The organism is Patescibacteria group bacterium, from assembly GCA_041667185.1.
Classification (GTDB): Bacteria; Patescibacteriota; Patescibacteriia; order SG8-24; family SG8-24; genus JBAYFM01.
Map to the genome: position 1 here is coordinate 1 of JBAYFM010000014.1, position 13,283 is coordinate 13,283.

At 58.6% G+C, this 13,283-nt stretch carries 12 protein-coding genes; 7 read left to right on the forward strand and 5 right to left on the reverse strand.

Translation table 11 applies throughout. The features are described from left to right. Positions 1-273 precede the first annotated feature (273 nt). Positions 274-552, reverse strand: coding sequence for a hypothetical protein (locus WCT10_05080; GenBank protein MFA6604174.1), 279 nt, complete (start codon positions 550-552; stop codon positions 274-276). Positions 553-791: 239 nt separating this feature from the next. On the opposite strand from WCT10_05080, the gene WCT10_05085 reads away from it, so the two are divergent. The 3 genes from WCT10_05085 to WCT10_05095 all read left to right on the forward strand — a co-directional run bounded on the left by WCT10_05085 (position 792) and on the right by WCT10_05095 (position 4,428). Continuing rightward, complete coding sequence (locus WCT10_05085) at positions 792-2,063, forward strand: aminoacyl--tRNA ligase-related protein (GenBank protein MFA6604175.1); 1,272 nt, start codon at positions 792-794, stop codon at positions 2,061-2,063. Positions 2,064-2,248: 185 nt separating this feature from the next. Beyond that, positions 2,249-3,607, forward strand: coding sequence for a hypothetical protein (locus tag WCT10_05090; protein ID MFA6604176.1), 1,359 nt, complete (start codon positions 2,249-2,251; stop codon positions 3,605-3,607). A 179-nt stretch (positions 3,608-3,786) separates the two neighbouring features. Beyond that, positions 3,787-4,428: an ATP-binding protein gene (locus tag WCT10_05095; protein ID MFA6604177.1), complete on the forward strand. Its 642-nt coding sequence runs from the start codon at positions 3,787-3,789 to the stop codon at positions 4,426-4,428. A gap of 67 nt (positions 4,429-4,495) precedes the next feature. On the opposite strand, the gene WCT10_05100 is transcribed toward WCT10_05095, so the two are convergent. From WCT10_05100 to rny, 3 genes are read right to left on the reverse strand one after another with little or no spacing between them, the layout of a single operon-like run. Further along, positions 4,496-4,780 (reverse strand): HU family DNA-binding protein, encoded by a 285-nt coding sequence (locus WCT10_05100; protein MFA6604178.1) that lies wholly within the window; start codon positions 4,778-4,780, stop codon positions 4,496-4,498. A 21-nt stretch (positions 4,781-4,801) separates the two neighbouring features. Further along, on the reverse strand, positions 4,802-5,599 hold the full coding sequence (locus tag WCT10_05105) for a TIGR00282 family metallophosphoesterase (protein ID MFA6604179.1): 798 nt from the start codon (positions 5,597-5,599) through the stop codon (positions 4,802-4,804). 28 nt (positions 5,600-5,627) lie between these two features. Next, entirely contained in the window at positions 5,628-7,160 is a 1,533-nt protein-coding gene (gene rny / locus WCT10_05110) for a ribonuclease Y (protein ID MFA6604180.1), read from the reverse strand. 630 nt (positions 7,161-7,790) lie between these two features. Here rny and WCT10_05115 point away from each other — a divergent pair. The 4 genes from WCT10_05115 to WCT10_05130 all read left to right on the forward strand — a co-directional run bounded on the left by WCT10_05115 (position 7,791) and on the right by WCT10_05130 (position 10,355). After that, a complete protein-coding gene (locus tag WCT10_05115; protein ID MFA6604181.1) occupies positions 7,791-8,393 on the forward strand; it encodes a hypothetical protein in 603 nt (200 codons plus the stop codon). 141 nt (positions 8,394-8,534) lie between these two features. Next, positions 8,535-8,969 carry a hypothetical protein gene (locus WCT10_05120; GenBank protein MFA6604182.1) on the forward strand — a complete coding sequence of 145 codons (435 nt, stop codon included), beginning with the start codon at positions 8,535-8,537 and terminating at the stop codon, positions 8,967-8,969. A gap of 507 nt (positions 8,970-9,476) precedes the next feature. Further along, positions 9,477-9,743, forward strand: coding sequence for a hypothetical protein (locus WCT10_05125; GenBank protein ID MFA6604183.1), 267 nt, complete (start codon positions 9,477-9,479; stop codon positions 9,741-9,743). Positions 9,744-9,866: 123 nt separating this feature from the next. Further along, positions 9,867-10,355 carry a hypothetical protein gene (locus WCT10_05130; protein MFA6604184.1) on the forward strand — a complete coding sequence of 163 codons (489 nt, stop codon included), beginning with the start codon at positions 9,867-9,869 and terminating at the stop codon, positions 10,353-10,355. A 505-nt stretch (positions 10,356-10,860) separates the two neighbouring features. Here WCT10_05130 and WCT10_05135 read toward each other — a convergent pair. Further along, complete coding sequence (locus tag WCT10_05135) at positions 10,861-13,215, reverse strand: HAMP domain-containing sensor histidine kinase (protein MFA6604185.1); 2,355 nt, start codon at positions 13,213-13,215, stop codon at positions 10,861-10,863. Between the last annotated feature and the right edge of the window lie 68 nt (positions 13,216-13,283).

The window sequence follows — 13,283 nt, forward strand, 5'->3', positions numbered from 1 at the left end:
AGTGCTGGAGTGCTGGAGTGCTGGAGTGCTGGAGTGCTGGAGTGCTGGAGTGCTGGAGTGCTGGAGTGCTGGAGTGCTGGAGTGCTGGAGTGCTGGAGTGCTGGAGTGATTCATCACTCCCTGACTCCGTCACGTCGCTCGCGAGCGACGTGGCTCCGTCTCTCACAACTCCCTCACTCCTGCACTCCCGCACTCTCTAACTTTTCCACACCCCCCTTACCGCGCTGGTAATAAAAACCCCGCCGGCAGGGGCAGGGTATGGGTCGGACGGGGTTATTTTTTTGGCGTTGGCGCGGGGGCGGCCTCGGCCTTGATGGCCGCGCGCTCCGTTTGGATCTGTTTCAGCCAGAATTCGTATTGGGTATTCACTTGGTCCTGTTCGTTCCGCAGTTTGCTGAAGTCGTTGCGCAGACGGATCTGCTCGTCAACGATATACCAGGACCAGCGGGCCGCGCCGGCGGCGATGAATAGGGCGAACACAGCGATGATGATGGCCGCCACGGTCGGGGTCGGGATGACGTCAGCACTGTCTTTTTTGGAACAGAACCACATAGATATTTATGGTAAACATGTTAAGACTGAATTCACTTTAACATCTTTTGCCGCCGCAAACCAAGGGGATGGCTTATTTGAGAGTGAGAGAGTGCAGGAGTGAAGGAGTGAAGGAGTGTGGGAGTTTTTGTCGGGTCTCCCTAACTCCTGCACTCCCGCACTCTCCCGTTCATTGGACCATCCTTTTGACTCCGGACTCCGAAGGCGGTATCCTTGCTTTCGACTAACTTCGCCAATGTATGCATTATTCTCGCTTGTTCGGAAAAACCTCGAAGACCGCTCCGGCCGACGCTGATTCCGTGAACGCCCGCCTGCTCGTGCAGGGCGGCTTCATCGACCAGCTCATGGCCGGCGTCTATTCTTATCTGCCGCTCGGCTTGCGTGTGTTCGAGAAGGTCAAGAACATCATCCGCGAGGAGATCAACGCTATCGATGGCCAGGAGATCCTGATGCCGGCGCTCTTGCCCCGCGAGAACTGGGAGCAGACCGGCCGCTGGTCCGATCCGGGTCCCGAGGTGATGTTCCAGTTCAAAGGCCGCGGCGACAAGGACCTCGGTCTCGGTTGGACGCACGAGGAGATCGTCACGCCGCTCGCCAAGAAATTCATCCGTTCCTACAAGGACCTGCCGTTCGCTGTCTACCAGATCCAGGACAAGTTCCGCAACGAGCCCCGCGCCAAGTCCGGCCTGCTGCGCGGCCGCGAGTTCAGCATGAAGGATCTCTACAGCTTCCATCGCGACGAGGCTGATCTCGAAGCGTATTACGAACGGTCCAAGCAGGCGTATCTCAATATCTTCCGGCGCTGCGGCCTCAAAGCGCTCATCGTCGAGGCTTCGGGCGGCGCGTTCTCGAAATATTCCCACGAGTTCCAGGTGCTCACCGAGTTCGGCGAGGACATCGTCTATTATTGCGAGCAGTGCGCGTACGCCCAGAACCGCGAGATCAGCGAATATAAGGCTGGCGACAAGTGCCCCAAGTGTGGCGGCGCGATGCAAGAGGGGAAAGCGATCGAGGTCGGCAATATCTTCCAGCTGAAGACACGCTTCACCGACGCTTTCGATGTGGTTTACGATGACACGGACGGCGCCAAGAAGAAGGTCATCATGGGCTGCTACGGCATCGGGCCGTCGCGCGTGGTCGGCACGGTCGTCGAGCTGCATCATGACGACAAAGGCATCGTCTGGCCGAAGGCGCTCGCGCCGTTCGCGGTTCAGCTGGTGCTTTTGACCGCCAAGGATCCGGCCATGACCGCCAAGGTCAAGGTGGCCGCGGACCAGCTTTACGCCGAACTCGAAGCGGCCGGCATCGAGACGTTGTACGACGACCGCGAGGACGCCCGGGCCGGCGAGAAGTTCGCCGACGCCGACCTCATCGGCCTGCCTATCCGGCTGGTTATCTCGGAAAAGATGCTGGCTGCCGGCTCGGTCGAGTGGAAAGAGCGTACTGGGGCCGCGAGCGAACTGGTCAAGGCGTCCGACGTCGTGGCGAAAGCCGCGGAATTCATGAAATGATCCCGCTCAGGTGCGGAAACGATAAAAATATGGCCGGCTTCCCTTTCCGGGAGCCGGTTTCAGTTCCGGTTCACCCCCGCAGGTCTTGTAGCGCCCGCCCGAGTCGTGTATCATGGTGCGCGACCGTTAATTAGCCGCCTGAATTTTTCGGCGGAAACGTTCGGATCGTTCGCCGACTGACGCGTATGAAAAAAACCGCCAAGCGGTTCTGGAAATTGGGCCGCGAAGAATTCAATACCCAGTTCTTCGACATCACGCGCAAGAATACTTTGCTGGTGCGCGAAGGCAACAACCAATACAATCTGCTCGACCTCGTGAAGAAATACGGCAGCCCGCTCGAGGTCTTTTTTCCGTTCATTGTCGAGGCTCGCGTGCGGCGGCTCATCGACCTGTTCGGAGCCTACATCAAGATCCACGGCTACAAAGGCAAGTTTTTCTACCACTATCCGATGAAGGTCAACCAGAACAAGTCCTGCGTGCTGACCTTGATTTCCGAGGGCGCGAATCTCGAAACTTCGTCGGTGAATGAACTTTGGATCGTCAAAAGACTGTGGGAGGAGGAGCGGATCAATGGCAAGACGCGCGTGCTCTGCAACGGCCCCAAGACCGAAAAATATATCGCTTTGATCGATGAACTCGACCGCAAGGGTGTGGCCATCACGCCGATCATCGAATCCCTGCAGGAGCTCGAACAGATGAAACGTTATCGCGGCGAGGTCGGCGTGCGCGTGGACATGCAGGTCAAGGTCCGGTCGCACTGGGACAAGAAGTTCAATCATTTCGGCCTGGCCGAAACGGACCTGCTCCGGCTCGGCAAGATCAAGAATCTGGGACTGTTGTCGTATCATATTTCCAGCCAGATCGAGACCGTGGACGGGCTCGTCGCGCCGATCCGGCGCGCGCTCATGCTGTACGCCAAGCTGCGCGAGAAGAATCCTAAGCTCGACACCATCGATATCGGCGGCGGCGGGGGAGTGCCTTATGAGAAGCGGCAGTTCTATTCGGGCAAGACGGCCATCAATCGCATCGTCAAGACCTTCAAGACTGTCTGCCAGCGCCTGCAGATCAAGGAGCCGAACATCATCTGCGAGTGGGGCCGCTACGTGGCCGCGCCGTCGCAGGTGTCGCTGTTCCGCGTGCTGGGCGAGCGCTCGATCCATCCTTCGCTCGCGAAGAAGTGGTACGTCATCGACGGCAGCTTCATGAACGACCTGCCGGATACTCTGCTCGTCCATCAACGCTGGCACGTCGTGCCGGCCAACAATCTGGCTTCGCGGCGGCTGCAAAAGGTCTGGCTCTCCGGTTCGAGCTGCGACTCCGATGACAAGTACACCGCCGGCGGCGCTCACGTGGTCCTGCCGAAGCTTGAGGAGGACGAGGAGCAGTACATCGCCGTGCTCGACACCGGCGCTTATCAGGACGCTCTCGCGAGCCAGCATTGTCTTTTGGCCGGGCCGTCGAAGCTAGTCGCCGAGAACGGCCGTGTCTTCGTCGTCCGCAAACGCGAAACACCGGAGGATATCGGCCGCCGCTTCGGTTGGTAAATAAGCCTATTTTTAAAGGTGTCAGGCACTTTTAGCACCCCAAAAGTACCTGACACCTTTTGTGGATAAGTCGGTCTGGTTGTGGCGGCGGACAAGGTCGTCGGTTGTCTTTAAGGCTGGTCCGTATATACTGAATCTGATCGGGGTCAGGCGGTTTTTGACCAAGGAACAGAAAGAACATGAACCAGATGACAGCGCGACAATCTGACACGCACCGTCCGAACAGTGTTCTTCGCCAGATCGTTCTTATAGGCGGTCCGTGTTCCGGCAAGAGTTCGGTCTTGCGCGAACTCGGGGCCGATCTGAGCGGTCAGTTGCAGTGCGTGCCGGAAGCGGTCACGGCGCTCGTGACGCAGTTGGGGCTGAAGCTTCCTTTCGCCGGCTTGGACGAACAGAAGGATTTTGTCACAGCGGCCCGTCTTGCCTACCAGAGTTTCGAGGCCGCGGGCGAACTCCAGGCGCGGTCAGATGGAAAGCAGGGGTTGTTGCTGGATTGTTGCGTTCTGACTTGCGCCGCCTACTGGCCGGATACTCTTGAGGCTTTTGAAAAGCAGTATAGCGTCAATATCCGGCAAGAGCGGCTGAAATATGACGGCGTAATCTTTCTCGATGTGCCGTCTCCGGATGTGTTCAGGGAGGCTTGCGCCGATAATCCGGCCCGTCATCACGACTATGGCGAATCCGTAGCCATCAGCAACAAGCTGTTGCGGATGTGGGGCGATCATCCGCAGTTTGTCCGGATATCGGCATATCCCAGCTGGGAAAGAAAACTAGAGACGATCCGCGCCGCTATCAGGTCGTTTCTGACTCCAAAACAATGATCGTCAGACGAAGTCCGGAATATCAAAAGAGGCCGCCCGACAGGCGACCTCTTTATCTTTTTGCGGACTATTTCTTGCCCTTGAGCGAATCCTTGAGCGCCTTGCCGGCCTTGAACTTCGGCACGACGACCGGCGGAATCTGGATCTTCTGGCTCGGGTTCTGCGGGTTGACGCCCGTGCGCCCGGCGCGTTGCTTGGCGGAAAAAGCTCCGAAACCGGCAATAGTTACCTCGCCGCCAGCTTTGAGCGTCTCCGTGACGGTGTCCGTGAAGCATTCGATGGCCGCTTCGGCCTGTTTCTTGGAGATTTCGACCTTTTCCGCGATCTTGGCGACGAGCTCTGCTTTATTCATAGCTCTTTTAACCGCTTAGGGTTAATGAATATTTATATATTTGATAAGTGGTTGGATGTCCGTGGCGCGGCCCTGTTCCTCGGTGATGACGATGCCGCACACGATGGCTTCGCCCTCGGTCGGAGTTTCGGCCTGCATCGGGAGCTGGGTCAGGAAATGGCTCACGGCCGCTTTTTGCTCCACGCCGATCACGCCGTCGCGCGCGCCGCACATGCCGATGTCCGAGATGTAGGCGGTGCCGCCCGGCAGGACGCGCTCATCCCGCGTCGGGACGTGCGTGTGCGTGCCCCAGACCGCCGTGACGCGGCCGGCGGCATGCCAGCCGAGCGCGACTTTTTCCGAGGTCGCTTCGGCGTGGAAATCCACCAGGATCACCGACGGCTTGAGGTGGGCGTGAGCCTTGATCACCTCGTCAAAAGTGCGGAACGGATCGTCGCCGGAGACCCGGCTGAAAATCCTGCCCAGCAAGTTTAGCACAAGGACGTTTTTCGTGCCAATAGTGAGGAATTTCGACCCTTGGCCGGGCGTGCCGGGCGGGTAATTCGCCGGCCGGATCAGCCTGGCGCTGAGGTCGCGGTCGGCGAAGATGTCGTGGATCTCCTGGCGGTCCCAGACGTGGTTGCCCGAGGTGAAGAAGTCGATCCCCGCGGCGATCATTTCGCGGAGCAGATCGGCTGTGACGCCTTTGCCGTGCGCCAGATTTTCCGCGTTCGCGATGATCAGGTCGGGATCGTGCTCAGCCTTGATCTCGGGCAGGACTTTTTTCACGGCCTCCCGCCCGATCCGTCCCATGATGTCGCCAAAAACAATTATTTTCACAGCTTTTTAGCTATCAGCCGCCAGCTGATCAGCGCGCGTACTCTACCACCCGCGTCTCGCGGATGACGGTCACGCGGATCTCGCCCGGATACTTCAGCTCAGCCTCGATCTTCTGGGCGACGTCTTTGGCCAGGCGGAAAGCGCCGAAGTCATCGATGATCTTCGGTTCCACGAACACGCGGACCTCGCGGCCGGCCTGGATGGCGTAGGCTTTCTCGATGCCGGGGAAGCTGGTCGCGACCTTCTCGAGTTCCTCCAGGCGCTGGATGTACTGTTCGTAGGATTCCTTGCGGGCTCCCGGACGTGCGCCGGAGATGGCGTCGGCGGTCTTCACGATCACGCCTTCGATGGTGAGCGGCTTGTCCTCATGATGCCCGAGCGACTGGTAGCAGATGGCCTCGGGCAAGTTGAACTTCTTCATGATGTTGTAGCCGATCTCCGGATGCGCGCCCTGGACGTCGTGGTCCACGGCCTTGCCGATGTCATGCATCAGGCCGCCGCGCTTGCAGACGACTACGTCAGCCTTGAGCTCCTGGGCGATCATGGTCGCGAGCGTGGCGACCTCGATCGAGTGGCGCAGGACGTTCTGGCCGTAGCTGGTGCGGTACTTCAACCGGCCCAGGATGGCGATCAGCTTGGGGTCGAAAGCCGTGAGCGGGATGCCGAGCTCGTAGAGCGCGTCCTCGCCGGCCTTCTTGATGTCGACGGCCAGATCCCGTTTGGCGGCCTCGACGGCATCTTCGATCTTGGCCGGCTGGATGCGGCCGTCCTGGATCAGCTTCTCGAGCGCGATCTTCGCGACCTGGCGGCGGATGGGGGAGAAGCCGGAGACCGTGATGGCCTGCGGGGTGTCGTCAACGATGATCTCCGTGCCGGTGATCTGTTCGAGGGCCTTGATGTTGCGGCCTTCCTTGCCGATGATGCGGCCCTTCATCTCGTCGTTCGGCAGCGGCACGGTCGTGGTCGTGGTCTCGACGGCGTGCGACGAGGCGACGCGCTGGATGATCGGCGCCAGGATCTCGTTGGCCCGCTTTTCGAGTTCGTCCGAACTGGCCCGCTCGATCTTGCGCAGCCGGCTGGAGAATTCTTCGCTGGAGATGTCCTCGACCTCTTTCATCAGGATGGCCTTAGCCTCGTCCCGGTTGAGTCCGGCGACCGCCTCGAGTTTCACGACCTGCTCGGCCTTGATCTTCTCGGTCTCGGCCTTGATGGCGTCGATCTGCGTCAGTTTTTCCGCGACCTGTTCCTGTTTCTTCAGGAGCGTCTGAGCCTGCTCGCGGTTGGCGATCTCGATCTTTTCGAGCTTGCCCTGGATGATGCGCAGTTCCTTGCGGCGGTCCTCGTCTTCGCGCTTGGAGTCCTCGATCATCTTCAGGGCTTTCTCTTTGCCCTCGACGAGCAGCTTCTGCTTCTTGAGTTCCGCTTCCTGGACCGTCTTTTCGGCCCGGGTTTCGGCGGAATCGATCTTCCGCCGGGCGATCTGGTGGCGGATGGCGTAACCGGCTCCGAGGCCGGCTCCGGCGGCGACGAGCGCTGCCAGTACGAGCGTTAGCGTTGGCATAAAAATATCCTGGCCCGCGGGGCCGGATCATCAGACTGCTGTTGTTCGCCAAAACTCAAACTGCGGCGTCTAATTGCCGCCTGTAGTGTTCTGAGTTTCGTCTGAACCGAGGAGCGGCTTCCCGCTGAGCGGGGCCGCGTTCATGGAGTCGAACGCTGTCGGAAAAAAAGTCTGTAAGACGTCGCGCATCCATTCCCGATCCAATTCTGGCGAATTCGGCATAGTCTGTTCGGGAGTAGCGCCGGTCTGTCGGGTCTGGGGCACGCGCCTCAGCCGTCTCGCGACCGCCGCACTTCCGCAAGATCCAACCTCTGGGTATTACCGATGATTGATTGATAAATTAACCACGGATAGAAAATATCACGCCCGGGCCTTTGAGGCAAGACCCTGCCCACTGGCCGACGGGCGGCGCGGCCGGGCGAGGGGCGTTGGTTTGACATTTTAGCCGGCTTTTTTTACGATGCGCTATTGATTCGTTCCTTTTTAAATCAGCTCACTCCCACCAGGTTGAAAGCAGCGTTTTTGAGCTCAAGTTGGGCCTAAAAACGCCGCTTTCAACCGAAGGCAACTGCTAAGCGCGGATTCCCCGCGACTACAGCAAGCCAGCGGCTTCGCCAAAGGAGTGTTGTCATGACGACCAAGAACGTTGTCACCGACCAACAGTTGGGCATCCTCGCCCGCCGCCAGAACGACTTGTTCCGCCGCGTTCGCGAGGGCACACTGCCCGTCGACCGCGTCCTCACCGGAATGCAGGATCTCATCGAGGGCAAATTCGATACTGCCCCGGCCAGCACCTGCCATCTGATTGACTGCGATGCGCGGCCGCTCACCAAGTATGGTTGGTCGATCAGGTCCGAAGACCAGCTCCCGAACGTCGTACACGATCAGATCGAGTTCGATCCGACCAATGTCGTGTTCCACCTCGACGACGCCCAGAAGAAGGGCGTGGTCCTCGGTCACGACCTCAAGCAGAAGCTTGCTGGTAAGACGGTCTACAATGCCCGGGTGCTGGATTATCTGCTCGCCCATCCCGAGATCATTCCTGAGTCATGGAAGACCTACGAGCAGGACCATATCCGCTACACCGTCTTCTGGGGCACGGTCTATCGCGATCCCGACGGCGATCAGCGCGTCTGCTACCTGTACTGGATCAATAGCAGGTGGCACTCGGGCTACGGCTGTCTCAGCAACGACTTCGGTGACCATCTCTTCGCTGCGGTCTCTGCGAGTTAGCGATTAGTGCTTGGGGTTTTGGAGCCTTGGTACGTCGGTCGCGACCGACGTGCCTTGGGTGAGATCTTCGCCTTTTGATCCTCAGCTCGTGGATTCTCCACGACTACGGCAAGCCAGTGGCTTCGCCAAAGGAGTGTTGTCATGATCGACTGCAACAGCCGGCCGTTCATCCCGAGGGGCTGGTCCGTCTGGGACGAGGAACAGCTCCCGAACGTCGTCCGCGGCCAGATTGAGTTCGACCCGTCCAAGGTCGCGTTCCACCTCGACGACGCCCAGAAGAAGGATGCGATCGTCGGGAACGACCTCAAGAAGAAGCTCACGACAGGCATCATGGTATACGGCGCACAGGTGCTCGATTACCTGCTCGCTAACACCAACCTTATTCCCGAGTCGTGGAAGACCGACGAGCAGGGTCGCACCCGTTACATCTACTTTTGGGGCACGATCTATCGCGATTCCCGCGGCCGCCCGTGCGTCCGCTGCCTAGACTTGTATGTCGGCAGGTGGGGCTGGGACTGCTGCTGGCTCTGCGGCGATTTCGGTGGCCAGCGCCCGGCCGCGGTTTTCGCGAGTTAGCGCTTGGGGCTTTGGAGCCTTGGCGCGTCAGTCGCGACCGACGTGCCTTGGGCGAATCTTTGCCCTTTGATCATCAGCCCTCGGTTCTTTCTCTCCGTCCGATGGAGCCTCGCACACTTCTGTGCAGGCTCCTTTTTGTTATCTGAAAAAGGGGGACCACCCCTTGAGTGGGAGAGTGCGGGAGTGGAGGAGTCGGGGAGAACCGATTTTATTTTTTCTCAGATCACCGGTCCACGCTGGCGACGGCGCGGCGGCCAGGCATTTTTTACACTAGGGGACGCACATCAACAAAAAAATGGCTTATTTTAGCGCCGCCATTTTCACTCCGGGACAGTCCCCAAAAAGGGACTGTCCCTTAAACGGGAGAGTGCGGGAGTGCTGAAGTGTAGGAGAGACAAAGCCGCGTCGCTTGCGAGCGATGTGACTCCGTCTCTCCCCATAGCGACACCTTGACTTTTTGGCTGAAATCAGCTAATCTTTCCGTTGTTCATTGATCGGAGGTGAGTGATGTTCGGACCATTGGAATTAGCCTGTTCTCTCTACAAAAGATTGCTTTCATCCTCCAACATCATCAGACAGGACATCGATCCTTTCCTGAAGCAGATCCGCGAAAACGGAGCCATTCCGCTCGGCTGCCGCTACGCCGCGGATGGTGAACTGGAGTATTGCTGGCTCATCTATCGCCGTAACTTCGCCGTTTCGACCGCGGAACTTGCGGGCCAGCTGCGCGATCTCAGCCCGCCTCACGCCAAACTGGTTCTCATCTTTCTGTGACGACATGACCCGCACTCTGCGGGTCTTTTTTTATCCGCCGCCGCTCCCGTGGCTTGGTTGTAAGAAAACTTGGCTCAGCGCGTCATAAATGATAGGCTAGCGCCGCTGTATAAGGAGGTATTCATGACACGCTCTGGCTATTATCAGCCGATGCACTTTTATAATGAGCTCATTCCGGAGATCCTGCGCGACCGATCCAGACTCCTGGCCCTGCTCATCACGCGTTGTGGCGTTGACCGCTACGCCAGCGGTCGGGTGATTACCAAGCGAACCGGACTCGAGATCGAGATCCGGTCCGGCGCGATCGACTATCCGGTCGATATCACTGACCGGCTGCGCCAGGAACAGCTCGATTCCTTCATCGTCGTCTTCGCCGATGAGGATGATCTCGATGCGGCTGCAGACCTGCTGCGGCAACTGCGCCGGGAACTGCCAAGCGCGGTCCTGACCCTGATGATCGACGATACTTCGATCTTCCTCGTCCCGCAAAAACGTCTCCAGCAGATCCTGAACAGCGTCAGTGACCTGCATCTCGTCGTCACCGGCTTCGTCGGCGGACGACTCCCGATGCGCAAAGTCCTGGACCACCTTCTTTTGAGTTGGCCCCACTGATCGTCGGCTACCGCCCCCCCCCTCTCGGGCGGTTTTTATTTTCCGACGCCCGTCGGAAGCGGGGTCAAGCCATTACCAGCGGGGAGCAGGACATGGATAATGAGGCTATGCTAAGCGATTATATCTGCGCGAGGCTTCAGCAGGGGCAGAGCGGTCCAGCTTGACTGCGAGATCTGGGCCCAGCGGTATCTCGACCGTCTGCGTAGCGTAATCGTCGGGTACGGGGATAAGCTCTCCTCTTTCGCACGCAGACAGTCCTAGTCCCCCCACTCGCGCATCCGCGCGGCAAAGAGCACGCTCGCTCCTGCCGTTCGGGTGCTCTCTTTTTTCGCCGCCGTCACGTCGTTCGTGAACGACGTGGCTCCGTCAACCCCCCCCAGTCTTTCAATCCGGGGAAGTCTTCATATCGGCGTCCGGCACGGACGAGACCGGCGCGAAAAGACCGCTGTTGTGAGCGGTCTTTTTATGTTAGTGACACCCTCTAAAAATCGCGAAGTCGCGACCGTTACTTGCCGGGATCATTTTCCGCCGCGTGATCGAGCGGCAGTGCGATGTGAAAACGGCTGCCACCACCCTCTTCTGACTCGAACCAGATATCGCCGCCCAGCATCTCGATGAACCGTTTCGATAAGTTCAGACCAAGACCGGTACCCTCGATACTGGCACCCACGGCATTCGAGGCTCGGAAAAACCGACCGAATAATTTCTCCTGCTCGGCTTTCGGAATGCCGATGCCGTGATCGGCCACATCCACGCGCAAACGCTGGACGCCGGAAATGGTTTCCTCCGTCAGGCTGATGTCGATGGCGGCGCCGCGCGGCGAGAATTTTGCGGCGTTGCCGATGATATTGATCAGCACCTGAATCACCCGCTTGCCGTCGGTCCGCAGCTGAGAAGAAATGTTTGCCGGCTTCTGCCACTGCAGGTTGGTGCCCTGATCGGCATGATTGAGCCGAACCTCATCGATGGCCGTCGAGACCAGCGTTATCATGTCAGCCGCTTCCGGCTTCATGACGATGGCGCCGCGTTCCAACCTGGAAAATTCCAGCAATTCATTGACCAGGGAGATCATCCGGATATTGGTGACGCCAGCCTGACGCACCATGTCTTTCTTGGATTCAACGGTCATGCTGTCCCAATCGTCCAGCAACATCTCAAGGGCCCACTTCACCGCCCCGGACGGCGTCTTGAGTTCGTGGGCGACGTAATTGACGAAGTCCCGCTGCTCGCGGATCTTTTCGCGCAACTGTCCGTCGCGTTCCCGGATCGCCACGGACATCATATTGAAGACGCTGATCAGCTGGCCGACCTCGTCGGGACCGATAGCGCCGCCCACGGCGGCATTATAGTCTCCGGTCCGGACTGAAGCGACGGCTCGCCGCAGCCGAGCCAGCGGCACGAGAAGTTTACGCAAGCCGAAGAACAACGGCAGACAGGCGACTAGACCCAGAAGAAAACCCACCTCCAGGGCAGTAACCAGGATCGACACCGTCTCGCGGTCGCGCTGTTCTTGCGAATAATACGTATAAATATAGGCGTCCGGCTGATCATCTAAGGCTGACTTCAGGGCGGCCGCATGATAAGAAAAACTGGAAGCGGTCGAGCCGCTGGCCACGACGCCGTACTGCGACCCAGCATCGGTGATGACCTTCAGATCAGCCAAATTCGGAACTTCGCCATAGGATTCGATCAGGCTGCTGTCCAATGCCAGGACACCGCCGCTATCGCGATAATCCACAACCCCGGAAACGAACTCCAGCGGACGAGAAACACGCACCGCTTCGCCACGTTCATCAGACAGCACGACCGACAAGACCGCCCTCCCCCCAGCGCCCCTCTTAATCTCCGTGCCGCTGGCCGCCGGTTTTTCTTCGTCAGTCAGGCGCTCGACATCCCATTCCTTGACCCGGCCAGAAACAGACGTGTTGATCAGCGCATTCTCGGCGACCGCGATCGCGTCTTCAACCATCAGATTGTAATAACCGGCTTCCTGACCCAGCATCAGCACCTGATTGCTGTCGCTCCTACGGTCGGAGATCCCGGTGAACAGGATCGCACCAGCTGCGGCTGATGCGTAAACAAAGATGAATAACACGATAACAAACAGCAGTACCGCCTTGGCGGTCAAGCTGCGGCGGATGAGCAAAGACGGACTGGCGACGAGATCCGCATCCTCGCTCACCGCTGATAAGACGCCGATGCTCATGAACGCCTGTTGCGTCAGCAGAAGCAGAAAGACCATCAACATCGCGAACGGCGAAAGCGTAGCGCTGGTGATCGCTCCGAAGATCGTAGATAACAGGGTTTGAAAACCGCCGATCGCCAGGACCAGATCGCGTCCCAAATGATGGCGTTTATAATTTATGGCGGCGCTCACGGCCAGAAACAACATGCCGAACAGGAGCGGCAGATAGGCCGCGGCGGCATCATCGGGCCGGGTCGAAGGATAAAGAGTGCCGATGATGTAGGGCGAAAAATCGCGCTGCCGCTGCAAAGTCACGAAAAAGAACAATGTGACCGCGGCCAGGATCGATGACATCTGCACGATCACGCGCGAGCGTTTCAGATAAAGCTCGGACGCTAACAAAGCCACCCCCAGGCCCGACGGCAACATCAAGTCCGGCGCACACTGGATGACCTGACGGCCGAATTCCACGGCGCCATGCGCCGCCAGAGTTTCGCCGATCGCGATCATCACAAAAGCTGCGAAAGCGGTGGACTGGAACAAAAAGCCGAAAAAGAACCTCTTGGTCCACTTGCGCGGACCATGCGTGAACAACAACACAAGACCAGTGAAGGCCAAAAAGGGGTTCACTGCCATGAGAAAGAAGAGCGTCGTCTGCAGTATTTGATGCCACATAGCCTTAACTGGAGTCTTATCCGAATAATAACGGCCCTTCTAGCTACTTTAATATATTATACCACCGA

Bases quoted from the DNA above. Each gene is read 5' to 3' on its own strand.
- WCT10_05115 (MFA6604181.1), top strand. From the start codon at position 7,791: ATGACGACCAAGAACGTTGTCACCGACCAACAGTTGGGCATCCTCGCC.
- WCT10_05080 (MFA6604174.1), bottom strand. From the start codon at position 552: ATGTGGTTCTGTTCCAAAAAAGACAGTGCTGACGTCATCCCGACCCCG.
- rny (MFA6604180.1), bottom strand. From the start codon at position 7,160: ATGCCAACGCTAACGCTCGTACTGGCAGCGCTCGTCGCCGCCGGAGCC.
- WCT10_05120 (MFA6604182.1), top strand. From the start codon at position 8,535: ATGATCGACTGCAACAGCCGGCCGTTCATCCCGAGGGGCTGGTCCGTC.
- WCT10_05095 (MFA6604177.1), top strand. From the start codon at position 3,787: ATGAACCAGATGACAGCGCGACAATCTGACACGCACCGTCCGAACAGT.
- WCT10_05090 (MFA6604176.1), top strand. From the start codon at position 2,249: ATGAAAAAAACCGCCAAGCGGTTCTGGAAATTGGGCCGCGAAGAATTC.
- WCT10_05130 (MFA6604184.1), top strand. From the start codon at position 9,867: ATGACACGCTCTGGCTATTATCAGCCGATGCACTTTTATAATGAGCTC.
- WCT10_05135 (MFA6604185.1), bottom strand. From the start codon at position 13,215: ATGTGGCATCAAATACTGCAGACGACGCTCTTCTTTCTCATGGCAGTG.
- WCT10_05100 (MFA6604178.1), bottom strand. From the start codon at position 4,780: ATGAATAAAGCAGAGCTCGTCGCCAAGATCGCGGAAAAGGTCGAAATC.
- WCT10_05085 (MFA6604175.1), top strand. From the start codon at position 792: ATGCATTATTCTCGCTTGTTCGGAAAAACCTCGAAGACCGCTCCGGCC.
- WCT10_05125 (MFA6604183.1), top strand. From the start codon at position 9,477: ATGTTCGGACCATTGGAATTAGCCTGTTCTCTCTACAAAAGATTGCTT.